Origin of the sequence: Deinococcus carri, from assembly GCF_039545055.1 — a bacterium.
In the GTDB taxonomy this organism is placed as follows: Bacteria; Deinococcota; Deinococci; order Deinococcales; family Deinococcaceae; genus Deinococcus; species Deinococcus carri.
Genome location: NZ_BAABRP010000004.1, coordinates 136,498 through 158,570, shown reverse-complemented (window position 1 = coordinate 158,570; position 22,073 = coordinate 136,498). Strand labels below are relative to the sequence as shown.

17 protein-coding genes are annotated in these 22,073 nt (G+C 69.9%); 8 read left to right on the top strand and 9 right to left on the bottom strand.

Annotated features, from left to right (window positions below; translation table 11 throughout):
- The first annotated feature begins 50 nt into the window (after positions 1-50).
- Genes ABEA67_RS08110 through ABEA67_RS08100 form a run of 3 tightly spaced genes read left to right on the top strand, consistent with a single transcriptional unit; the run spans position 51 to position 2,924 of the window.
- Positions 51-1,025 carry an NADPH:quinone oxidoreductase family protein gene (locus ABEA67_RS08110; protein ID WP_345463568.1) on the top strand — a complete coding sequence of 325 codons (975 nt, stop codon included), beginning with the start codon at positions 51-53 and terminating at the stop codon, positions 1,023-1,025.
- On the top strand, positions 1,022-1,501 hold the full coding sequence (locus ABEA67_RS08105; RefSeq protein WP_345463565.1) for a MerR family transcriptional regulator: 480 nt from the start codon (positions 1,022-1,024) through the stop codon (positions 1,499-1,501). The genes ABEA67_RS08110 and ABEA67_RS08105 overlap by 4 nt, the downstream gene beginning before the upstream one ends.
- Before the next feature lie 22 nt (positions 1,502-1,523).
- Positions 1,524-2,924 (top strand): MATE family efflux transporter, encoded by a 1,401-nt coding sequence (locus ABEA67_RS08100; RefSeq protein ID WP_425557163.1) that lies wholly within the window; start codon positions 1,524-1,526, stop codon positions 2,922-2,924.
- Here ABEA67_RS08100 and paaK read toward each other — a convergent pair.
- From paaK to gcl, 9 genes are all read right to left on the bottom strand, one after another.
- Positions 2,913-4,193, bottom strand: a complete 1,281-nt coding sequence (gene paaK, locus ABEA67_RS08095; RefSeq protein WP_345463559.1) for a phenylacetate--CoA ligase PaaK — start codon at positions 4,191-4,193, stop codon at positions 2,913-2,915. The two genes, ABEA67_RS08100 and paaK, sit on opposite strands and share 12 nt — an antisense overlap.
- Positions 4,174-5,598 carry an FAD-binding oxidoreductase gene (locus ABEA67_RS08090; RefSeq protein WP_345463556.1) on the bottom strand — a complete coding sequence of 475 codons (1,425 nt, stop codon included), beginning with the start codon at positions 5,596-5,598 and terminating at the stop codon, positions 4,174-4,176. The genes paaK and ABEA67_RS08090 overlap by 20 nt, the downstream gene beginning before the upstream one ends.
- 218 nt (positions 5,599-5,816) lie before the next feature.
- The gene (locus ABEA67_RS08085) at positions 5,817-6,962 is read right to left on the bottom strand and encodes an ABC transporter substrate-binding protein (RefSeq protein WP_345463553.1); all 1,146 of its coding nucleotides are present in this window, start codon (positions 6,960-6,962) and stop codon (positions 5,817-5,819) included.
- Between the two features lie 190 nt (positions 6,963-7,152).
- Positions 7,153-7,968, bottom strand: coding sequence for an IclR family transcriptional regulator (locus tag ABEA67_RS08080; protein ID WP_345463550.1), 816 nt, complete (start codon positions 7,966-7,968; stop codon positions 7,153-7,155).
- A gap of 212 nt (positions 7,969-8,180) precedes the next feature.
- Positions 8,181-9,719: a malate synthase A gene (gene aceB / locus ABEA67_RS08075; protein ID WP_345463740.1), complete on the bottom strand. Its 1,539-nt coding sequence runs from the start codon at positions 9,717-9,719 to the stop codon at positions 8,181-8,183.
- 220 nt (positions 9,720-9,939) lie between these two features.
- Positions 9,940-11,217, bottom strand: coding sequence for a glycerate kinase type-2 family protein (locus ABEA67_RS08070; RefSeq protein ID WP_345463547.1), 1,278 nt, complete (start codon positions 11,215-11,217; stop codon positions 9,940-9,942).
- 1 nt (position 11,218) lies between these two features.
- Complete coding sequence (locus tag ABEA67_RS08065) at positions 11,219-12,109, bottom strand: 2-hydroxy-3-oxopropionate reductase (protein WP_345463544.1); 891 nt, start codon at positions 12,107-12,109, stop codon at positions 11,219-11,221.
- Complete coding sequence (gene hyi / locus ABEA67_RS08060; RefSeq protein ID WP_345463541.1) at positions 12,106-12,912, bottom strand: hydroxypyruvate isomerase; 807 nt, start codon at positions 12,910-12,912, stop codon at positions 12,106-12,108. The genes ABEA67_RS08065 and hyi overlap by 4 nt, the downstream gene beginning before the upstream one ends.
- 65 nt (positions 12,913-12,977) lie before the next feature.
- Positions 12,978-14,756, bottom strand: a complete 1,779-nt coding sequence (gene gcl / locus ABEA67_RS08055; protein WP_345463538.1) for a glyoxylate carboligase — start codon at positions 14,754-14,756, stop codon at positions 12,978-12,980.
- A gap of 369 nt (positions 14,757-15,125) precedes the next feature.
- Between gcl and ABEA67_RS08050 the strand changes: the two genes are divergently transcribed.
- The 5 genes from ABEA67_RS08050 to ABEA67_RS08030 all read left to right on the top strand — a co-directional run bounded on the left by ABEA67_RS08050 (position 15,126) and on the right by ABEA67_RS08030 (position 21,881).
- The gene (locus tag ABEA67_RS08050) at positions 15,126-16,505 is read left to right on the top strand and encodes an aldolase/citrate lyase/malate synthase family protein (protein ID WP_345463536.1); all 1,380 of its coding nucleotides are present in this window, start codon (positions 15,126-15,128) and stop codon (positions 16,503-16,505) included.
- Positions 16,502-17,755: an allantoate amidohydrolase gene (locus ABEA67_RS08045; RefSeq protein WP_345463533.1), complete on the top strand. Its 1,254-nt coding sequence runs from the start codon at positions 16,502-16,504 to the stop codon at positions 17,753-17,755. Before ABEA67_RS08050 ends, ABEA67_RS08045 begins: the two co-directional genes overlap by 4 nt.
- A complete protein-coding gene (locus ABEA67_RS08040) occupies positions 17,755-19,119 on the top strand; it encodes an allantoinase (RefSeq protein WP_345463530.1) in 1,365 nt (454 codons plus the stop codon). The genes ABEA67_RS08045 and ABEA67_RS08040 overlap by 1 nt, the downstream gene beginning before the upstream one ends.
- A 133-nt stretch (positions 19,120-19,252) precedes the next feature.
- Positions 19,253-20,026 (top strand): (S)-ureidoglycine aminohydrolase, encoded by a 774-nt coding sequence (allE, locus tag ABEA67_RS08035; protein ID WP_345463527.1) that lies wholly within the window; start codon positions 19,253-19,255, stop codon positions 20,024-20,026.
- A 103-nt stretch (positions 20,027-20,129) separates the two neighbouring features.
- The gene (locus ABEA67_RS08030) at positions 20,130-21,881 is read left to right on the top strand and encodes an NAD-dependent malic enzyme (RefSeq protein WP_345463524.1); all 1,752 of its coding nucleotides are present in this window, start codon (positions 20,130-20,132) and stop codon (positions 21,879-21,881) included.
- The last annotated feature ends 192 nt before the right edge of the window (positions 21,882-22,073 follow it).

Below are 22,073 nucleotides of genomic sequence, written 5' to 3'. Positions count from 1 at the left end.
GAGTCCCACGCGGGGAGAGGGGAAAAGCACAGTCCCCTGGAGGTTTTCCCATGCGCGCCCTCATCTGCACCGCCTTTGCCGAACCCGAAGCCCTCACCGTCCAGACCGTCCCCGACCCCACGCCCGGCCCCGGCGAGGTCGTGCTGGACGTGCAGGCGGCAGGCGTGAACTACCCCGACGCGCTGATGGTGATGGGGCAGTATCAGGTCAAGCCGCCCCTGCCCTTCACGCCTGGCGCGGAGGCCGCCGGGGTCATCGCAGCGGTGGGCGAGGGCGTCACGCACCTGCGGCCCGGCCAGCGGGCAGTGGCCTTTACGGGCACGGGAGCCTTTGCCGAGAAGCTGCTCGCGCCCGCCCCGGTCGTGATGCCACTGCCGGACGGGCTGGATGTGGCCGTGGCGGCGGGCCTGCCGCTGGCCTACGGCACCTCGATGCACGCGCTGGTGGACCGGGCACAGCTCAAAGAGGGCGAGACGCTGCTGGTGCTGGGCGCGGCGGGTGGCGTGGGGCTGGCGGCGGTGATGATTGGCAAGGCACTGGGGGCGCGCGTGATTGCGGCGGCCAGCACGGAAGAGAAGCTGGACCTCTGCCGCGAACACGGCGCGGACGAGACGCTGAACTACACCACGGGGGACCTGCGGGAACGCCTCAAGGCACTGACGGGGGGCAAGGGGCCAGATGTCATCTTCGACCCAGTGGGGGGCGACCTCGCGGAACCGGCCTTCCGCTCCATCGGCTGGGGCGGGCGGTATCTGGTGGTGGGCTTCGCGGGCGGTGAGATTCCCCAGCTGCCGCTGAACCTGCCGCTGCTGAAAGGGGCCTCGCTGGTGGGCGTGTTCTGGGGCGAGTTCGCCCGGCGTGACCCGCGAGCCAACGCCCGCAACATGGCCCGGCTGCTGGGCTGGGTGGCAGACGGCACGGTCAGGCCGCTGGTCAGCGAACGCTACCCGCTGGAGCGCACCCCGGAGGCCCTGCGCGCCCTGCTGGAGCGCCGCGTGACCGGCAAAGTGGTGGTCACGCCTTGACCGCGCCGCCCACCCCGGGGCAGGCCGTCACCTTCTACACGACGGCGGAACTCGCGCGCGAGGCGGGCGTGACACGGCGGACGGTGATGCACTACGCCGAGCTGGGGCTGCTGACACCCGACCAGGTCACGGCGTCGGGCCGCTCTCTCTACGGTCCCTACGCGCTGCGGCTCCTGCGCGACGTGATGGACCTGCGTGCGCTGGGCGTGCCGCTCGACGAGGCGCGCGACATGGTCACGCTGCGCCGCGCCACCCACACGCTAGACGGCACCTACCGCCGCGACTGGACGCGCGCGGACATTCCCCTCAGCGACGAGCGGCTGCGCGTCATCCACGCCCGGCTGCGGCTGCTGCAAGACGCGTACGCGCGGCAGGCGGAGGGCCTGGCCCGCTTCGACCGCTGGCTGACCAAGCGGTTTACCGGGGGGGACGTGGAACCGCTGGGCCTGGAGCCGGATGGGGAGGAGACAGGCTGACAGGCAGACATCTCCCCGCCCCATGCGGGCACGGGCGACTTACACTCCTCGGGTGACGCCCGATTCCGCCGCTCCCTCTCTGCCCCGACCCGCCGCACGGGGTGAACTGACCGCCCTCGTCCGGCTGGCGGGGCCGGTCGTCGTGTCGCAGTTCGCGTCCAATGCGCTGATGCTGGTGAGCACGGCAGTGATCGGGCGGCTGGGGGAGGCGGAACTGGCGGCGGCGGCCTACGCGAACGCCACCTATTCCCTGGTGTTCATGGTGCTGCTGGGCATGATGCTGGCGGTGGGGCCGCGGGTGGCGCAGGCCCACGGCGCGGGCGACCGGGTCGGCGTGGCGCGGGCGATGCGGGGCGGGTTGCTGCTGGCGCTGCTGCTGGCGGCCCTCGCGTTGCCGCTGATGTGGGGCCTGGCGGCGCGGCTCCCGGCCCTTGCGCCGGAGGGCATCCGGGCCGACCTCGCGGCCACGTACCTGCGGGTCTACGCGCTGGGGTTGCCGCCGCTGCTGGCCTTTACCGCGCTGCGCGGCACGCTGGAGGGGACCGGCCAGCCGCGCACCGTCACGGCGGTGGCCCTGGGAGGGGTCGCGCTGGTCTCCCTGCTCAGTCCGGCGCTGGCCTTCGGCTGGGGGCCGCTGCCCACGCTGGGGCTGGCGGGAGCGGCGGCGGCGAGTGCCCTGACTGCCTGGGGAACGGCGCTCACGCTGCTGCCCGTGGCGCTGCGGCGTGCCCCACAGGTGGCCGGCCTGGGTCGTCGGCGCTCAGAGGTGCGCGCCCTGCTGGCCCTCGGCTGGCCCATCGGCCTGACGCTGGGGGCAGAGGGCGGCATGTTCAGCGTGACGGCGCTGCTGATGGCCCGCTTCGGCGCGGAGGCCCTCGCGGCGCACAACGTCGCGCTTCAGGTCATCACGGCGGTGTTCATGCTGCCGCTGGGACTGGCGACCGCCACGGGTATCCGGGTCGCGCACGCGGCGGGCGCGGGGGACCGGGCCGGGGCGCGCCGCGCCGGGCTGACCGGCATCGGCCTCGCGGCGGGCGTGATGCTGGCCTTTGCCCTGCTCGAACTGCTCGCGCCGCGGCTGGTGCTGGGCGTGTTCGTCAGTGTGGGGGACCCACGCAATGCCGCGCTGGTGGGCACCGCGACCGTCCTGCTGTCTATCGCCGCGCTGTTTCAGACGATGGACGGGGTACAGGTCACGGCGAACGCGGCCCTGCGCGGCCTGCATGACACCCGCTGGCCGCTGCTGATCTCGCTGCTCTCCTACTGGGTGGTGGGGCTGGGCATCGGGGCACTGCTGGCCTTCCCGCTGGGGCTGGGGCCGCGCGGGCTGTGGTTCGGCCTGACGGCAGGCCTGTTCACGGCGGCGGGCGCGCTGCTGACGCGCTTCCTGCGCCGGACCCGGCCCGCACCCTCACTGGGCTGAGCGCAGGTCCGTCACTCGCCGGAGCTTGCCGCCCTCGCTGCGGGGCAGGCTGCCGGGTTCGCACAGGTCGCAGGTCACGGTCACGCCGACCTGCACCTTCACCAGCCGCTCGATCTCGTCACGCAGGGCGGGCGCGCGGTCCCCGCTCTCCACGCGCAGGGTGAGGTCGTCGCGGGTGCCAGTGCGGGTCAGGACCACGTGGTAGTGCGGGCTGACCTGCCCCATCCCCACCAGCACGGCCTCCAGTTGCGTCGGGTAGACGTTCACGCCACGCAGGATGATCAGGTCGTCGGCCCGCCCGCGAATCTGATCCATGCGCCGGAAGGTGCGCCCGGTCGTGTTCGCCTCCGGAAGCAGCCGGGTGATGTCGCCCGTCCAGTAGCGCAGCACGGGCAGGGCGGTGCGGGTCATGGACGAGAGGACCAGCACGCCGTACTCGCCGTCGGGAAGCACCTCGCCCGTCTCGGGGTCCACGATTTCCGGGTAGAAGTGGTCCTCCCAGAGGTAGCTGCCCCGCTGCTCGGCCGCGTCCTCGTTGCTGACGCCGGGGCCGATGATTTCCGACAGGCCGTAGATGTTGGTGGCGGTAACGCCCAGGCGGGCTTCCACCTCGCGGCGCGTCTTCTCGGTCCAGGGTTCGGCCCCCAGCACCGCGTACCGCAGCGAGAGGTCTTCCGGGCGCACCCCCTGCCGCGCGAAGGCGTCGGCCAGCACCAGCGCGTAGCTCGGCGTGCAGGCGATGACTTCCGGCTCCAGGTCCAGAATCAGCCCCACCTGCCGCTCGGTGCCGCCGCCCGACACGGGCACGGTATTCAGCCCCAGGCGCTCGGCCCCGCCGTGCAGCCCCAGCCCCCCGGTAAAGAGGCCGTAGCCGTAGGCGTTGTGAAAGGTCATGCCGGGCCGCGCCCCCGCCGCGTGGAGGCTGCGCGCGACCACCTCCGCGAACACGTCCAGGTCGTTCTCGTCGTAGGCGACGACGGTGGGCTTGCCGGTGGTGCCGCTGCTGGCGTGGAGGCGGCGGAGCTGCTCGCGGGGCACGGCGGTCAGGCCCAGCGGGTAGTTGTCGCGCAGGTCGCTCTTGCGGGTCAGCGGAAAGCGGGCCAGGTCGGAAAGGGTCCACAGGTCGTCCGGGGTCACGCCCGCCGCCGCGAACTTCGCGCGGTAGGCGGGGACGTGTTCAAACTGCCGGGCCACCATGTCACGCAGCCGCGCGAGTTGCAGGGCGCGCAGGTCGGGCAGGGGCATGGCTTCAAGGTCGGGCTGGAACATCGTTCCTCCATTCAACCAGAGCGTCGGGGTCCCCGACCACCTTGCCGGGATTGAGCAGGCCGAGGGGGTCCAGCAGGGCCTTCACGTCCCGCATCACGTCCAGGGCCTCCCCGTGCTCGGCGCGCAGGTAGGGGCGTTTGCGCAGGCCCACGCCGTGTTCGCCCGTGCAGGTGCCGCCGACGGCGATGGCATGTGCGGCGAGGTCGTGCAGCACGTGGTCGATGCGTGCCCAGGTCCCGCTGTCCTGCGGCGGCGCGTGCATCAGCAGGTGCAGGTTCCCGTCCCCGATGTGGCCCACCAGCGGTGCGGTCAGGTCGGCCCCCTCCAGCAGGTGCAACGCGAGGGCCACGGTGTCGCCCAGCGCGGGGAGGGGCACGCACACGTCCCCGATGCGGGTGGCGTGGCCGGGCCAGGCGGCGCGCAGCGCGTCATAGACCCCGTGGCGGGCGGCCCACAGCGCACTCTGGGCTTCGGGCGTGCGGGCCTCGCCCACCACCTGCCCGCCGTGCAGCTCCGCCGCCTCGCGCAGCAGGGCGAGCTGGGCCTCCACGTCGGCCCCGTCGCGGCCCGCCACCTCGGCCCAGAGGGTCGGGGCCTCCGGGTCGTGACGGTCGCGGTGGCGGTTCACGGCGCGGACGGTCGCGGCGTCCACGAACTCCAGCCGCTCGGGCGTGACGCCCAGGCCGCGCACCGTCACGCTCGCCAGCACGGCGGCCCCCACGTCGGGAAACGCGAGTTGCACACTGGCCGTGGCGGGCGGGAGCGGATGCAGCCGCAGCGTGAGCGCCGTGATGACCCCCAGGGTGCCCTCCGAGCCGATGAACAGGTGCTTCAGCGCATACCCGCTGCTGCTCTTGCGGGCGGCGCTCCCCAGGGTCAGGACCCGGCCGTCAGTCAGGGCGACCCGCAGCGCCGCGACGTTCTCACGCATTCCGCCGTAGCGGACGGTGGTGGTCCCGCTCGCGTTGGTAGATGCCATACCACCTAGGCTGGCGTCCGCGCCGGGGTCCACCGGAAAGAACAGGCCGTGCGGGCGCAGGCGGCGGTTCAGCGCGACCCGGCGCACCCCCGGCCCGACCGCCACGGTAAAGCCGACCGGGTCCACCTCGCCCACGGTGTCCAGGCCGCCCAGGTCCAGGGAAATGGCCCCCGGCATGGGCAGCACGGCCCCTTCCAGGCTGGTCCCCGCTCCCCAGGGCGTGAGCGGAACTCCGAACTCACGGGCCACTGCGAGCGTGGCAAGCACGTCCGCCTCGCTGGCTGCGAACACCACCGCGCCGGGGGTGCAGGTGTAAGGCGTGCCCTCGTCGTGTGCGTGGGCGTTCAAGTCGCCAGGTTGAAGGCTGACCCGTTCGCCCAGCCGCTCCAGCAGAGCGGCCTGCCAGTCCCCCTTGCTCTCCGTCAATGCTCCACCCTCCTTTCACGCAGGCCTTGCAGAGGGTGGGGCCGGGCCACCCTCGCCCGGCCCCGCCGCCTTTTCCCCGGACTTATACGGATTCCGTCCAATTCCTGAACAGTCGGGAGGGCACCGCCTGTTCATCCATCTCCCGGAATCCGCCCTTGTTCCTTCTCCCTCTGGTCGGATTTCCGGGTGTTTTCAACACCCTTTAATCGGAATCAGTATTACTTGATCAGCTTCCAGGTGCCGTTCACGACCTGCACCATCACGCGGCTGCGGGCATCCAGGCCCAGGTGGTCCTGGGGGCCGTAGTTGAAGATGCCGTGGGCACCGATCACGTTGCGGGTGCCTTCCAGGGCGTCACGCAGGGCGGCGCGGAACTCGGGCGTGCCGGGCTTGGCCTTTTTCAGGGCCACCGGGAGGGCCTTTTGCAGAATCAGGCCCGCGTCCCACATGTGCGCGCCGAAGGTGCTGACCGAGTCCTTGCCGTACTTGCTCTCGTAGGCCTGCATGTAGTTCAGGCCCACCCGGCGCGTGGGGTTGGTCGCGGGAAGCTGGTCGGCCACCAGCACCGGCCCGGCGGGCAGGATGGCCCCTTCCACGTCCTTGCCGCCCACGCGCAGGAAGTCGGCGTTGGCGACCCCGTGCGTCTGGTAGATCTTGCCCGTGTAGCCCCGGTCCCCCAGGGTCCGTTGCGGCAGCACGGCGGGCACGCCGGACGCGCCGATCAGCACGGCGTCGGGGCGGGCGGCCATCACCTTGAGAATCTGGCCGGTCACGCTGGTGTCGCTGCGGCCATAGCGTTCGGTGGCGACCACCTTGATGCCGCGCGCCGCCGCGTTCTTCTGGAGTTCCGCGAGCCAGCCCTCGCCGTAGGCGTCGTTGAAGCCGATGTAGCCCACCGTCTTGACACCGTTTTGCGCCATGTGCTGTGCGATGGCGGCGGCCATCAGGGCGTCGGTCTGCGGGGTCTTGAACACCCAGGCCCGGCGCGCGTCCACCGGCTTGATGATCGCTTCCGAGGCCGCGAGGCTGATCATGGGCACCTTCGCCTCGGACACCACGTCGATCATGGCGAGCGAGGCGGGCGTGGTGGTTGTGCCGATGATCAGGTCCACCTTGCCGTCCTGGATCAGCTTGCGGGCGGCGGTGACGGCGGCGGTCGTGTCGGAGGCGTCGTCGAGGATGGTGTAGACGATCTTCTGGCCGCCGATAGTCTGCGGCAGCAGCGCGACCGTGTTCTTCTCGGGAATGCCCAGGCTGGCCGCCGGGCCGGTCGAGGAGACGATCACGCCCACCCGCACGTCTGCCAGAGCCAGCGACGAGGAGGCGAGCAGGGCGGTCAGGAGCAGTCGGGTGGGCCTTTGCATGGGTGAACCTCCACGGGAGCCGCCGCGCCGGGTGGGCCGGACGGGGCAAGGGGCTTTGGCTTGTGCTTGCGCGAATGGTAGCAGAAAGCCCTGCCCGGCAAACGGGCGTTCGGCGGCCAGGGACGGCGCGGACCGGGCAAAAGCGGCGGGGCGAGGAATCTCTCCCCCGCCCCACTCCAGGCTCACCGCCTCAGCGTACAGTCCGCTCCTCCCAGCCCAGCCGCCCGGACACCTGGGCCGCCGCGCGGGTCATGCGGGCCGCCATCTCCGGAATCTGCTGGGCACTGAAACGGGAGGTGGGGGCCGACACGCTCAGGGACGCCACCACCTGACCGGTCCCGTCGCGGACGGGGACGGCCACGCAGCGCACGCCCAGCTCGCGTTCCTCGTTGTCGAGGCTGTAGCCCTGCTCGCGCACGCGCCCGAGTTCGCCCAGCAGGGCGGGCAGGGTGGTGATCGAGTGCGGCGTGTAGGCCGGGTAGGGGCCGTCGCCCACCTTCTGCCGCACGTCCTGCTCGGGCCGCCAGGCCAGCAGCACCTTGCCGACGCCCGAGCAGTGCAGCGGCGCGCTGTCGCCCAGGTGCGCGAACATCCGCACCAGTTGCCGCCCCTCCACCTGATGCACGTACACGGCCTCGGTGTCGTACAGGACAGCCAGATTCACCGTCTCGTTCAGGTCGGCCACCAGGGCGTCCATCTCGGGCTGGGCCGCGCCGATCAGGTTGCTGCGCTCGGCAAAGGCGAGGCCCACCTGGTAGGCGCGCAGGCCCACGCTGAACAGCCCGGTCTGTTCCTCCCATTCCACGAAGCCCTGTTGCCGCAGGGTTTCGAGCAGGCGGTAGGTGGTGCTGACCGACAGCCCCACCTGCCGGGCGATCTGGCTGAGCGGCGCGCGGCGCAGCTCCTTGAGGGCCAGCAGGACCAGCAGCCCGCGCTCCAGGGTGCGGACGCTGCCGGTTTCACCGCTGCGGGTGCGGCCTGGTTTTTGCCGTGTGGTCGTGGTCATAGGTGTCCTGGGTGAGGGGAGAGGGTCCGCACGCCGGGCAGAGACGCGCCGGGCACGGACCGCTCTGGAAGGGGCTTCATACGGATTCCGTCCAATTCCTGAACAGTCGGGAGGGCACCGTCTGTTCATCCATCTCCCGAAATCCGACCTTGTTCCTTCTCCCTCTGGTCGGATTTCCGGGTGTTTTCAACACCCTTCAATCGGAATCAGTATCAGGCGAGTTCGCGGTACGCGGGCAGGGTCAGGAACTCGGCCAGCGGCGAGCGGGTGGCGACTTCCTTGAACAGCCGTCCGGCGTCCGTATAGTCGGGGCCGAGCTTCTCCAGTTCCTCGGCAAAGAGGGTGTCCAGCAGCTCGGGCGTGAGGGTGCGGCCGTCTTCCAGCTTCACCCCGTGGTGCAGCCACTGCCAGAGCTGGGCGCGGCTGATCTCGGCGGTCGCGGCGTCCTCCATCAGGTTGTGGATCGGCACCGCGCCCCGGCCCTGGAGCCAGGCGGCGAGGTACTGGATGCCCACACTGATGTTCGTCCGCACGCCCGCCTCGGTGATGCTGCCGTCCGGCGGGGTGAGGAGGTCCGCCGCCGTCACCTGGAGGTCGGCCTGCTTGCCCGAGTCGATCTGGTTGGGCGCGGGCATCAGGCGGTCGAAGACCTCGGTCGCCAGCTCCACCATGCCGGGGTGCGCGACCCAGGTGCCGTCGTGGCCGTTGGTCGCCTCGCGTTCCTTGTCGGCGCGGACCTGCTCGAAGGCACGCTCGTTGGCGGCCGGGTCGTTCTTGACGGGAATAAAGGCGCTCATGCCGCCGATGGCGGGGGCACCACGCTTGTGGCAGGTCTGCACGGCCAGCTTGGAGTAGTTCGCCATCATCGGCGTCGCCATCGTGACCTGGGCGCGGTCGGGCAGAATCCGGTCGTCACGGTTGCGGAGCTTCTTGATGTAAGAAAAAATGTAGTCCCAGCGCCCGCTGTTCAGGCCCGCCGAGTGCTCACGCAGCTCGTACAGAATCTCGTCCATCTCGAAGGCGGCCAGGATCGTCTCGATCAGCACCGTCGCGCGGATGGTGCCGCGCGGCACGCCGAGGGTGTCCTCGGTGTAGGTAAACACATCGTTCCACCAGCGCGCCTCCAGGTGGCTTTCGAGCTTGGGGATGTAGAAGTAGGTGCCGCTGCCCCGGTTCAGACGCTCCTGCATGTTGTGGAAGGCGTACAGGCCGAAGTCGAACAGCGGGCCGCTCATCGTTTCGCCGTCCACCGTGACATGCTTTTCCGGCAGGTGCAGGCCGCGCGGGCGCACCAGCAGCATGGCGGGCTTGTCGTTCAGGCGGTAGCTCTTGCCGCCCTGCTCCAGCGAAATGGTGCCGCGCACCGCGTCACGCAGGTTGCTCTGGCCCTCCACCATGTTCTCCCAGGTGGGGCTGCTGGCGTCCTCGAAATCGGCCATGAACATCCGCGCGCCGCTGTTGAGCGCGTTGATGATCATCTTGCGGTCCACCGGGCCGGTAATTTCCACCCGGCGGTCCTGCAGGTCGGCGGGCAGCGGCGCGATCTTCCAGTCGCCCGCGCGGATGTCGGCCGTGTCGGGCAGAAAGTCGGGCAGCTCGCCCGCGTCCAGCCGCGCCTGCCGCTCCTCCCGCGCCGCGAGCAGGTCACGGCGGCGGGCATCGAAGCGCCGGTGCAGGTCGGCCACAAAGGCCAGCGCCTCCGGTGTCAGAATCTCGGCGGACGCCGCCTGAACGGGAGCGGTGAGGGTCATGCCGGTGGGAAGTTGCAGGGTCGTGGTCACGGGAATCTCCTGGGGAAACGGGGAGGCGAACGGAAATTTTACCTGATGAAGATTATTTCCATTTTAGCGGAAGCCCCTCAGGAGTGAAACCCGGAAAAGCGTCTCTTTGTCAGTAACGGGGCAGGGGTCCGCACCAAGGCGGGACGGCTGCCTCCCCGCTTCAGCCGCCCCGTCCTGCTCCCCCCGCCCCCTACTCCACGAGGAGCGCGCGGTAGTCATTGAGGTTGTGCCCACTGGGGCCGGTGATCAGGGCGTCTCCCAGGGCCGCGAAGAAGGAGCCGGAGTCGTTGCGGGCCAGGAAGTCACGGGGGTCGAGGTTCTGGGCGTGGGCGCGGGCCAGCGAATCCGGCGTCAGAAAGGCCCCCGCCGCGTCGCTGTTGCCGTCGATCCCGTCGGAACCGGCGGAGAGGGCGTACACGCCCCGCTCGCCCAGGGTCTCCAGCAGCCACAGCGCGAACTCCTGGTTGCGCCCGCCGCGCCCCTCGCCGCGCACGGTGACGGTGGCTTCCCCGCCGGAGAGCAGCACCAGCGGTCCCTGAAAGGGCGTGCCGTAGCTGCGGATGCTCTGCACCAGCGAGGCGTGGAAGCCGGCCAGATCGCGCGCCTCTCCCGCGAAGGTGTCGGAGAGGATCACCGAGCGGACCCCCCGCGCCCCGAAGAACTGCTGCGCGGCCTCCAGCAGCACCCGGTTCGAGCCGATGACGGTGTTCTCGACGTGGGGCAGCTCGCCGGGCTTGGGCGTCTCGGGGAGGTCGCCCCGCGCGCCCGAGGACAGGTGGGCGCGGGCCTCCGGAGCCGCAATCCCGTAACGGTCCAGCACGGCCAGGGCGTCCGCGAAGGTGGTCGCATCCGGCACGGTGGGACCGCTGGCGATCACGGAAGGGTCGTCTCCAATCACGTCCGAGATCAGCAGGGCACGCACCTGGGCGCGGGTCGCCTGCGCCAGCCGCCCCCCCTTGACCTGCGAGAGGTGCTTGCGGACGGCATTGATCTCCTCGATGGCCGCCCCCGCGCGCAGCAGGTCGCGGGTCAGTGCCTGCTTCTGCGCCAGCGTGACGCCCCAGGGGGCACTCAGGAGTGCGCTGCCGCCCCCCGAGACGAGGACCAGCAGCCGCGCACCTTCCGGCAACGCACGCACCCGCGCGAGCGCCTGTTCGGCGGCCGAGGTGCTGTTCTCGTCGGGGACGGGGTGGCTGCCCGGCAGCACCTCGGCCCCCTCCGGGACGCTGAGGTCCGGCGTGCCCAGCGGCGGCACCGCCAGGCCCGGCACGCCAGGATAGGCTTCCAGCGCGGCGCGCAGCATCGGCAGGGCCGCCTTGCCAAAGGCCAGCACGAAGTCGGGACGCGGGCCGGTCAGGTAGGGGGCCAGCAGCCGGGCAGGGGCCACCGCCTCCAGCGCCGAGCGGTAGCTGCCCTCCAGCAGGGCGCGCAGGTCGGTCTGCGGCACCGCCTGGTCAGGCGCACTCATCTCAGTCCAGCCCGGCGAGCTGCGCGTACAGCACCGCGAGGCCCGAATGGTCGAGGTCGCCCATGCCCTGCGCAATCATGGAGTTCATCAGTTCGGCGGCGGTCGCGGTGGCAAAAAGCGGCACGGCCTGCTCGCGGCCCGCCTCCAGTGCGAGGCGCAGATCCTTGCGGTGCAGGTTGATGCGGAAGCCCGGCTGGAAGTTGCCGTCCAGAATGCGCTGCCCGTGCAGGTCCAGAATGCGGCTCTGGGCAAAGCCGCCCAGCAGCGCCTCGCGGACCCGCGCTCCGTCCACACCGCTCTTGCGCGCCAGGGTGAGCGCCTCGGCCACCGCCTGGATGGTCAGGGCCACGACGATCTGGTTGCAGATCTTGGTGACCTGTCCGGCTCCGGGGCCGCCGATGTACACGATGTTCTTGCCGACCGCCTCGAACACCGGGCGGGCACGCCCGAAGGCTTCCTCGCTGCCGCCCACCATGATGCTGAGGGTGGCCTGCTCCGCGCCGACCTGTCCGCCGGATACGGGCGCGTCGAGGGCCTCGGCCCCCTTCTGTTGCAGCGCCTCCGCCACCTTGCGGGCCGTGCTGGGGGCCACGCTGCTCATGTCGATGTACAGGCTGCCCGGCTTCAGGCCCTCTGCCACGCCGTTCTCGCCCAGCACGACTTCTTCCACCTGGGGGCTGTCGGGCAGCATGGTGATCACGATGTCACTCTGCTCGGCCACCTCGCGGGCGGTGCGGGCCACCTGCGCCCCCTCGGCGGCGAGGGCCTGTTCCGGCTCGGGGTGCAGGTTGTTCACGGTGAGGGCGTACCCCGCCCTGATCAGGTTGCGGGCCATCGGCAGCCCCATGATCCCGAGTCCGATAAAGCCGATACGTTCCTTGCCTGTCGTCATTTGTTCAGCACTCCTTCCCTGAGGGCCTGCATCCAGGCCAGCGAACTCACAGTGTCCCCCTCGGGGATGTATTCCAGACCCACGTACCCGCCGTACCCCGCCCGGTCCAGCGCGGCCAGCACGAAGGGGTAATTGATTTCCCCGGTGCCCGGCTGATGGCGGCCCGGCACGTCCGCGAGCTGCACGTGCGCGATCCGGTCTTGCAGGCGGCGGAAGGTGTCGAGCAGTTGCCCCTCGGTACGCTGCTGATGGTAGAGGTCGTACTGGATGCGGAGGTTGTCCGCCCCCACCTCCTCGATCAGCGCCGCGGCCTGATCGGGCGTGCGCAGGAAGAAGCCGGGAATATCGTGCGGGTTGATAGGCTCGACCAGCAGCGTGACGCCGACCCGGCCCAGCTCGGAGGCGGCGTGGCGCAGGTTCTCCACCAGCACACGGCGGGCCTCGCCCTCGTCCGCCCCGGCGGGGAGCTTGCCGACCAGGCAGTTCACCAGGGGCGGGGCGTCCTCGCTGCGCAGCGCCTCCACGTAGGTCAGCGCCCGCGTCACGCCCTGGCGAAACTCCTCCTGGCGATCCGGCAGCACGGCGATGCCGCGCTCCCCAGCCTCCCAGTTCCCGGCGGGCAGGTTGAACAGCACCTGCCGCAGCCCGTGCTCCTGAAGCTGCTCGCGCAGTTCCTCCGGCGAGTAGGGATAGGGAAACATGTACTCGACGGCCTCGAACCCCGCCTGACGTGCGGCGGCGAACCGCTCCAGGAAGGGCTTTTCCTGAAACAGCATGGTGAGATTGGCAGCAAATTGGGTCATAGGTACCTCTACAGGGGTGAGGGTTTAGGTCTTTTCCTAACGCCTAATCCCTAACCCCTTCCCCCTCAATCCAGCATCGCGATCGCCGTCGGCGCGTCCTGCCGGGCGTTCTCGGCCAGTTCCTCGAACTCGGTGATGTTGTTGATCTCGGTGCCCATGCTGATGTTGGTCACGCGCTCCAGGATCACCTCCACCACCACCGGCACGCGGTGCTCGCGCATCAGGTCGCGGGCCTTCTCGAAGGCGGGCAGGATGTCGTCGGGGTTAAAGACACGCAGTGCCTTGCAGCCCAGGCCCTCCACCACCTTGAGGTGGTCCACCCCGTAGCCGTTCACCTCGGGCGAGTTGATGTTCTCGAAGGAGAGCTGCACCTGATAGTCCATGTCGAAGCCGCGCTGCGACTGCCGGATCAGGCCCAGGTAGGAGTTGTTCACGAGCACCTGGAGGAAGGGTAGGTTGAACTGTGCCCCCACCGCCAGTTCCTCGATCATGAACTGGAAGTCGTAGTCGCCCGACAGGGCCACCACCTCGGCGTCGGGGCAGGCGGCGGCCACGCCCAGCGCGGCGGGCACGGTCCAGCCCAGCGGCCCGGCCTGACCGGCGTTGATCCAGTGGCGCGGCTTGTAGACGTGCAGGAACTGCCCGCCCGCGATCTGCGACAGGCCGATGGTGGTGACGTAGGTCACGTCGCGCCCGAAGGCCTTGTTCATTTCCTCGTAGACGCGCTGGGGCTTGATCGGCACGTTGTCGTAGTGCGTCTTGCGCAACAGGGTGGCCTTGCGCTCGCGGCAGGATTCGGCCCACTCGCCGCGGTCCTTCAGCTTCCCGGCGGCGCGCCACTCGCGGGCCACCTCGACGAACAGTTCCAGCGCGGCCTTCGCGTCACTGACGATGCCGTAGTCGGGGCCGAACACGCGCCCGATCTGGGTGGGTTCGATGTCCACGTGGACGAACTTGCGCCCTTCCGTGTACACGTCCAGCCCGCCGGTGTGACGGTTGGCCCAGCGGTTGCCGACGCCCAGGACGAAGTCGGAGGCCAGCAGCGTGGCGTTGCCGTAGCGCTGCGAGGTCTGGAGGCCCACCATGCCCGCCATCAGCGGGTGGTCGTCGGGGATGGTGCCCCAGCCCATCAGGGTGGGAATCACGGGCACGCCGGTCAGCTCGGCAAAGGTCTGGAGCAGGTCCGAGGCGTCCGCATTGACCACGCCGCCGCCCGACACGATCAGCGGGCGCTCGGCCTCGCCCAGCATGGTCATCGCCTTTTCGATCTGGGCGCGGGTCGCGGCGGGCTTGTAGACGGGCAGCGGCGAGTACGTCTCGGGGTCGAACTCGATCTCGGCCATCTGCACGTCGAAGGGCAGGTCGATCAGCACGGGACCGGGGCGACCCGAGCGCATCAGGTGGAAGGCCTGCTGGAAGACGCGCGGCACCAGCGCGGGTTCGCGCACCGTCACGGCCATCTTGGTGACGGGCTTGGCGATGCTCTCGATGTCCACCGCCTGGAAGTCTTCCTTGTAGAGGCGCGCGCGGGGGGCCTGGCCGGTGATGCACAGGATCGGCACACTGTCAGCTATCGCCGCGTACAGGCCGGTGATCATATCCGTCCCGGCGGGGCCGCTGGTGCCGATGCACACGCCGATATTCCCGGCTTTGGCGCGGGTGTAGCCGTCGGCCATGTGCGAGGCCCCCTCCACGTGGCGGGCCAGGACGTGGTTGATTCCACCCAGCTTGCGCAGCGCGGCATACAGCGGGTTGATGGCGGCTCCTGGCACCCCGAAGGCGGTTTCCACACCTTCCAGGCGCAACACGTGCACGGCGGCCTCGACCGCAGTCATCTTCGGCATCTTGGTTTCCTCCTTGGAAGGCAGCGTAAGTGGCTTTCCATCTTTTGTCAATCTATAGAAGTATTTTTCAACATATAGCAAAAAGAGGATGTCAGACTGCCGTAGAGAATGGAGGCCTGTTCCCACCTGACTCTCCACACCGAAGGGCACCCGCACCTCCTCCGATGAAAGAGTTCTTCTGTTCTCCACCCCAACTGACCTCTGGAGCAAACAGGAGAAACGGTGCGCCGAAGTGGTACGATGGTCAAAATACTTCGTTGTCTATATTCCTCTCTACGGAAAACCTTTCTACTTTTTGACAAATACAGTGCGAGCGTGTTACACCCTCCTTACCGTTCCCGCCCCTCGTCCCACCCCCTGGAGACCCCCGTGATCACACCCGGTACTGACCTGGCCCGCACCCTGGAGGCCCTGTTCGCGGAGCGCAGGCGCACGCTGCTCTCGGGCCGCCGCGACTGGACGCCCGGCTTCGACCCGCGGACCGCCGCCATCCGTCAGGGCGACTGGCAGGTGGCCCCCCCGCCCGCCGAACTGCGCGCCCGGCAGGTGGAGCAACTGGTGGAACCCAGCGACGCGGCGGCCATCGAGTCGGCCCTGGCGGCCGGACCCGACGCGCTGATCTTCGATTTCGACGACACCTTCTCCCCCACCCCGCAGAATGTCCGCGCGGGGCATGCGAACCTGCGCAGCCTGCCCAGGACGGGTGGCCCCCTCCCCATGACGCGGCCCCGGCCCCTCTACATGGAGGACGCGGAGGGCGGCAGCGCCAGCATCCGCGACCTGGCCGCCTTCGTGGAGGCGTTCGCGGGGCGGGAGACGCTGTACGTGTACCTTCCCAAGCTGGAGTTTCCCGCCGAGGCCGAGTTCTGGCAGGACCTGCTGGCGGAAACCGAGCGCCTCACGGGGCGCGAGCCGAACAGCCTGCGCGTCTGCATCCAGATTGAAACGCTGCCCGGTGCCTTTTACGCCGACGAGCTGCTGTACGCGCTGCGGGGGCGGGCCTTCGGGCTGAACGCCGGGCGCTGGGATTACGTGTTCAGCGCGGTGAAGTGGCTGGGCGAGAACCATCGTTTCTGCCTGCCCGAACGCGGTGAGCTGAACATGGGGCAGCCGTCCATGCAGGCCTACGAGCAGAACCTGGCCCGCGTGTGCGCCCGCCGGGGGGCGCAGGCCATTGGCGGCACGGCGGCCCTCGCCCCCGACCCCGCCGACCCCGAACCCGCCCTCGCGGTGGTCCGCGCCGACAAGGAACGCGAGGCGTCACAGGGCTTTGTCGCCGCCTGGGCCGGACTGCCGGACCTGATTCCCACCGTCCGCGCCGTGTTCCAGTCCGCGCCGCCCGCCTCACCGCCCGCGCCGAAACCGGAAGAGGAGGTCGCGGCGGAACTGCTGGCCTTTCCCCGCGCGGCAGAGGTGCCGCTTTCCGCCGTGCGGGAGGCCATCGGCGTGACGACGGACTATTTCCGGGCCTGGCTGGCGGGGCAGGGCGTCATCGTGCGGAAGAATCGGGTGGAGGACACCGCCACCGCCGAACTCGCCCGCGCGCAACTGTGGCAGTGGGTGCATCACCGCATTCCGCTGGAGGGCGGCGAGGCGCTCACCCCGGAATACTTTGAGGCGCTGCTGGCCGACTCTACGGATCCGCGGGAACCTGCCGCCCGGCTGCTGCGCGCGCTGGTCCTGTCAGGAACGTGCCCGCCCTTCTTCCCCGCTGCCGCCCGCACCCTCGACGAGGTTTCCCCCGCATGACGACTTCCCAGCCCGCCCACGAACTGACCGACCTGGCCCAGCGCACCCTCACCTGCTGCGCGGACATTGCCGCCTGTACCGAGGAACCTGGCCAGATTACCCGCACCTTCCTGTGCGCGCCGATGCACGACGCCCACGCCCGGCTGGACGCCTGGGCCGCCGCGCTGGGCCTCCAGACCCGCGAGGACGCCGCCGGAAACTGGCGCGCCACCCGCCGCAGCGACCGCGAGGGTGCCCGCACCCTGGTGATCGGCTCGCACCTCGACAGCGTGCCCAACGCGGGCGCGTATGACGGCGTGCTGGGCGTGGTGCTGGGGTTGAGCCTGCTGGACGCGCTGAAGGACACACCCCTCCCCTACCACGTCGAACTCGTGGGCTTCAGCGAGGAGGAAGGCGTGCGCTTCAGCGTGCCCTTTATCGGCAGCCGGGCGCTGCTGGGGACCGCCGAGGAACTGCTGACCGTGACCGACGCGCAGGGCAAAACGGTCGCGCAGGCCATCACCGAGTACGGGCTGGACGTGGGGCAGCTCGCGGAGGCGCAGCTCCGGGAGGACGTGCTGGGCTACCTGGAGATGCACATCGAGCAGGGGCCGGTGCTGGAGGCCGAGGACCGCTCGCTGGCGGCGGTGCATGCCATCGCCGGGCAGTCCCGGCTGAACTTCACCTTCAGCGGCAAGGCCAACCACGCGGGCACCACGCCCATGCACCTGCGCCGTGACGCGCTGGCGGGCGCGAGTGCCTTCGTGCTGGCCGCCGAGAACCTGGCGCGCAACACGCCCGGCCTGGTCGCCACGGTCGGCGCGCTGCGGCCGCTGCCCGGCGCGAGCAACGTGATTCCCGGCGAGGTGCAGTTCACGCTGGACCTCCGCCACGCGCAGGACGAGGTGCGGGAGGGGGCGCTGGCGCGGCTTCTGGCCGAAGCGCAGCAGCTCGCGGAGGCACGCGACCTCACCTTCACCTCCGAGGTCCGGCTGGAGGAACCGGCCACCCCGATGGACCCCGCCCTCACGGAGCTGCTGGGGGAAGCGCTCGCCGCCGAGGGCCACGTCTCCACCCCGATGGTCAGCGGCGCGGGACACGACGCGATGTTGCTGGGCCACACCTGGCCCGCCACCATGCTCTTTCTGCGCAGCCCCGGCGGCCTGAGCCACCACCCCGACGAGGCCGTGCGGGGGGAGGACGTGGAGGCGGCCCTGCGCGTGGGCACCCGCTTCCTGCACCTTCTCGCCGAGCGGGAGGAGGCACGCTGATGTACGACCTGCTGGTGCGCGGCGGGCAACTGGTGCGGGAGGGCGGGGTGGAGACGGCCGACCTGGGCGTGGTGGAGGGCCGCATCGTGGACGTGGCCCCCGAACTGGGCGGCCCGGCCCGCGAGGAACTCGACGCACGCGGCCTGCACGTCTTCCCCGGCGCGGTGGACATCCACGTGCATTTCAACGAGCCGGGCCGGGCGGAATGGGAAGGCCTCACCACCGGCAGCCGGGCGCTGGCCGCGGGGGGCGGCACCGTCTTCGCGGACATGCCGCTGAACAGCGCGCCGCCCGTCATCGACGCCGCCACCCTGGACGCCAAACGGCAGGTGGCCGAGCAGGAAGCCTACGCGGACTTCGCGCTGTGGGGAGGGCTGACCTCCGGCAACCTGGCCTGGCTGCCCGAACTGGCCGAGGCGGGCGCGGTGGGCTTCAAGGCGTTCATGAGCAACAGCGGCCTGGCCGAGTTCACGTCGCCCGACGACCTGACGCTCTACGAGGGGATGAAGGCGGCGCGCGAACTGGACCGCATCGTGGCGCTGCACGCGGAGAACGACGCCATCACCGCGAACCTCGCCGTGCGGATTCGCGCCCAGGGCGGCAGCGGCGTGGCCGACTACCTCCGCAGCCGCCCGGCCATCGCGGAGGTGGAGGCCGTGGGCCGCGCCCTGCTGCTGGCCGAGGAGACGGGCGCGAAAATCCACCTTGTTCACCTCAGCACCGGGCGGGCCGTCACCCTGGCCGCCGAGGCCCGCGCGCGCGGCGTGGACGTGAGCATCGAAACCTGCCCGCACTACCTGACCTTTACCGGGGAGGACATGGAACGCCTGGGCGCGGTGCTGAAGTGCGCGCCGCCCCTGCGCCCGCAGCGTGAGGTGGACGCGCTGTGGTCGGCCCTCCGCGCGGGCCTCATCGACACCATCGGCTCGGACCACTCGCCCAGCAGCCTGGACCTCAAGACCGGGGAGGACTTCTTCAGCATCTGGGGCGGCATCGCGGGCGTGCAGTCCACCCTGAGCGTCCTGCTGACCGAGGGTCGGGAGCGCGGCCTCTCTTTGCCCGACATCGCCCGCCTGTGCGCTCGCACACCCGCGCAGCGGTTCGGCCTCGCCGGGAAGGGCCGCCTGGAACCCGGCGCGGACGCCGACCTGGTGCTGGTCGACCTCGATACTGAGTGGACCCACACCCAGGAAAACCTGCACACCCGCTGGAAGTTCAGCCCCTACGTGGGCCGGACCTTCCGCGGCCAGGTGCGCCAAACGCTGCTGCGCGGCCAGACGGTGTATGCCGAGGGTCGCTTTCCCCACCCGCCCCAGGGCCGCTTCCTGCGTCCCGCCCCCATTCCCCAGGAGGAAACCGCTTGAGACGGATTCCGCTCCATTCCGCAACAATCGGGAAAGCGCCGCTCGTTGCTCCACTTCACGGAACCCGCCCTCTCTCCTCCTCGTTTCGCTCGGATTTCCAGGTTGACCAGTCAACCTTTCAATCGGAGGCCATATGAACCGCCAACCCAGCCTGCAACAGCTCGGCCAGACCCGCAGCGTCGTGAACCAGGAATACGCGCTGCTCACGCCCGAGACCTTTATCCGCACCACGGTCGCGGAGTGGAAGAACACCGCCTGCATCGTCCACATCGCCCCGGTAATGGGCTTCGGCACGCGCTTCACGCAGTTCACGGCCGAGATGCAGCCCGGCGCGGAGGCGAGCGCGCCGCCCGCGGGCATCCAGCGCTTCGTCTTCGTGCTGGACGGCGAGGTGGAGCTTTCCGTGAACGGCGAGACGCACCGCCTGGGTGAATACGACTACGCCTACCTGCCCGCCGGGACGGACCACACCATCCGCGCGCAGGACGCCGCCCGCGTCTCCGTCTTCGAGAAGAAGTTCCACCCCCAGCTGGAGGGCCTGCCCGCGCCGGAAGTCTTTATCGGCAACGAGCGGCAGGTGGAGGGCACCGAGTTCGAGGGCGACCCCGGCCTGATTGCCCGCAAACTGCTGCCCGACGCGCCGCAGTTCGATTTCATTGTGACCACCATGAGCTACGTGCCGGGCGCGACGCTGCCCTACGTGGAGATTCACTACATGGAACACGGCCTGCTGATGCTGGAGGGGGAAGGCATCTACCGCCTGGGCGAACGCTACTTCCAGGTGACCCAGGGCGACGTGATCTGGATGGGCGCGCACTGCCCGCAGTGGTACGGCGCGCTGGGCAAGACGTGGAGCAAGTACCTGCTCTACAAGGACATGAACCGTCACCCGCTGGAAATCCGCTAACCCGCCGCCCAGGTGCCCCCTCCGTCTTTCGCGGGGCCGCCTGGCGAGTTTTTGAAATTCTTTTTTATAGAGCGGAAGAAAAGCCGCCTTGAGAGGAACCCCCATGACCACTACCGAGGACCGCCTTCCCCTCACCACCCACTACGACGTGCGCCGTGACGCGCAGGGGCACCGCTACCTCGAACCCCTCGTGCAGGGCTTCGACCTCACCCGCATTCCGCTGCTGAACAAGGGCACGGCCTTTACCCACGAGGAGCGCGGGGCGCTAGGCCTCGACGGGCTGATCGCGCCGCAGGTGGACACCCTGGAGACGCTGGTCGGCCGCCTCTACCGCGACTACGTGAAGGTGCAGGAGCCGCTGGACAAGCATGTCTTCCTCCGCAACCTCCAGGACCGCAACGAGGTGCTGTTCTACGCGCTGCTGGCCGCCCACGTCGAGGAGATGCTGCCCATCGTGTACACGCCGACGGTGGGCCTGGCGGTGCAGAAGTTCAGCCAGATTTACCGGGTGCCGCGCGGCCTGATGCTCTCGACCGACAACATCGGGCGGGCCGGGCAGGCGCTCGCCAACGTGCCGCTGAACGACGTGCGAATCATCGTGGCGACCGATTCCAGCGCAATTCTGGGGATTGGCGACCAGGGCTTCGGCGGCATGGGCATTTCTATCGGCAAGCTCAGCCTGTATGTCGTGGCGGGCGGAGTGGGGCCGGACAAGACGCTGCCGGTGGAGCTGGACGTGGGCACGGGCCGCCAGGACCTGCTGGACGACCCGGATTACCTGGGGGTTCACCACCAGCGCCTGACCGGCGACGAGTATCTGGCGTTCGTGGACCGCTTCGTGGAGGCGACCCGGCAGCGCTACCCCAAGGCGATCATCCAGTGGGAGGACTTCTCCAAGGACACGGCCTTCCGGGTGCTGGAGCGTTACCGCAAGGTCGTGCCCTCCTTCAACGACGACATTCAGGGCACGGGCGCGGTCACGCTGGCGGGCGTGCTGCGGGCCTGCGCCGTGAAGGGTGAGCGGCTGGCCGAACAGGTGATCGTGATTCATGGGGCGGGAGCCGGGGGCGCAGGTGTCGCCACCGCCATCCGCGAGGGCCTGAAGCGCGAGGGCCTTGACGCGGACGAGATTGCCCGGCGCGTCTTCGTCCTCGACTCGCGCGGCCTGCTCACCGACGACCGCCAGATGGAGGACTACAAGCAGTCCCTTGCCACGCCGAAGGCCGTGACGGACGGTTGGGCAGGCACCGACCTCCTGAACGTGGTGCGCGAGGCGAAGGCCACCGTGCTGCTGGGCCTCAGCGGGCAGGGTGGCATCTTCAGCGAGGACGTGGTGAAGGCCATTCACCAGAACACCGCACAGCCCATCGTGTTTCCCCTCTCCAACCCCACCGCCAACTGCGAGGCGCTGCCGGAGGACGTGCTGCGCTGGACGGGCGGGGCGGCGCTGGTGGCGACCGGCAGCCCCTTCGCCCCGGTGGAGCTGAACGGCCAGACGCACGCCATCGGACAGGGCAACAACGCCTTCATCTTCCCCGGCCTGGGCTTCGGCGCGATTCTGGCGGGGGCGCGCGAGATCACCGACGAGATGGTGCTCGAAGCGGCCTACGCGCTGGCCGACTACACCGCCCGCACCCATCCCGGCCGCCTGTACCCGCCCGTCGGGGAGCTGCCCGAGGCCAGCGTGGAGGTAGCCGTGCGCGTCATCCAGCAGGCGCTGCGCGACGGCGTGGCGCAGGAACAGGGGCTGGACGACCTCGACGAGGCGACCCTGACCGACCTGGTCCGCGCCAAGTTCTGGGTCCCGAAGTACCTGCCGTTCCGCGCGCCGCGCCCGGACAGCCGCCAGAACTGACCTGACAAGACCACGGGGAGGCTGCCACAGCGCAGCCTCCCTCTCTTCTGGCCAGTCTCTTCTGGCCGGTCTCTTCTGGCTGAAAAAAAGCCCCGGCCACCAGGACCGGGACCGGGGAAGGGCGGAGGGTGATACCGACTTGCTCTGATTCCAGAACATCCGGACAAAACACCGGATGTTCTTCCATCGCCG

Excerpts from the sequence above, each read along its gene's own strand:
- ABEA67_RS08110 (WP_345463568.1), top strand. The coding sequence starts at position 51 with ATGCGCGCCCTCATCTGCACCGCCTTTGCCGAACCCGAAGCCCTCACC.
- ABEA67_RS08100 (WP_425557163.1), top strand. The coding sequence starts at position 1,524 with ATGCGGGCACGGGCGACTTACACTCCTCGGGTGACGCCCGATTCCGCC.
- paaK (WP_345463559.1), bottom strand. The coding sequence starts at position 4,193 with ATGTTCCAGCCCGACCTTGAAGCCATGCCCCTGCCCGACCTGCGCGCC.
- ABEA67_RS08085 (WP_345463553.1), bottom strand. The coding sequence starts at position 6,962 with ATGCAAAGGCCCACCCGACTGCTCCTGACCGCCCTGCTCGCCTCCTCG.
- ABEA67_RS08080 (WP_345463550.1), bottom strand. The coding sequence starts at position 7,968 with ATGACCACGACCACACGGCAAAAACCAGGCCGCACCCGCAGCGGTGAA.
- aceB (WP_345463740.1), bottom strand. The coding sequence starts at position 9,719 with ATGACCCTCACCGCTCCCGTTCAGGCGGCGTCCGCCGAGATTCTGACA.
- ABEA67_RS08070 (WP_345463547.1), bottom strand. The coding sequence starts at position 11,217 with ATGAGTGCGCCTGACCAGGCGGTGCCGCAGACCGACCTGCGCGCCCTG.
- ABEA67_RS08065 (WP_345463544.1), bottom strand. The coding sequence starts at position 12,109 with ATGACGACAGGCAAGGAACGTATCGGCTTTATCGGACTCGGGATCATG.
- hyi (WP_345463541.1), bottom strand. The coding sequence starts at position 12,912 with ATGACCCAATTTGCTGCCAATCTCACCATGCTGTTTCAGGAAAAGCCC.
- gcl (WP_345463538.1), bottom strand. The coding sequence starts at position 14,756 with ATGCCGAAGATGACTGCGGTCGAGGCCGCCGTGCACGTGTTGCGCCTG.
- ABEA67_RS08045 (WP_345463533.1), top strand. The coding sequence starts at position 16,502 with ATGACGACTTCCCAGCCCGCCCACGAACTGACCGACCTGGCCCAGCGC.
- ABEA67_RS08040 (WP_345463530.1), top strand. The coding sequence starts at position 17,755 with ATGTACGACCTGCTGGTGCGCGGCGGGCAACTGGTGCGGGAGGGCGGG.
- allE (WP_345463527.1), top strand. The coding sequence starts at position 19,253 with ATGAACCGCCAACCCAGCCTGCAACAGCTCGGCCAGACCCGCAGCGTC.
- ABEA67_RS08030 (WP_345463524.1), top strand. The coding sequence starts at position 20,130 with ATGACCACTACCGAGGACCGCCTTCCCCTCACCACCCACTACGACGTG.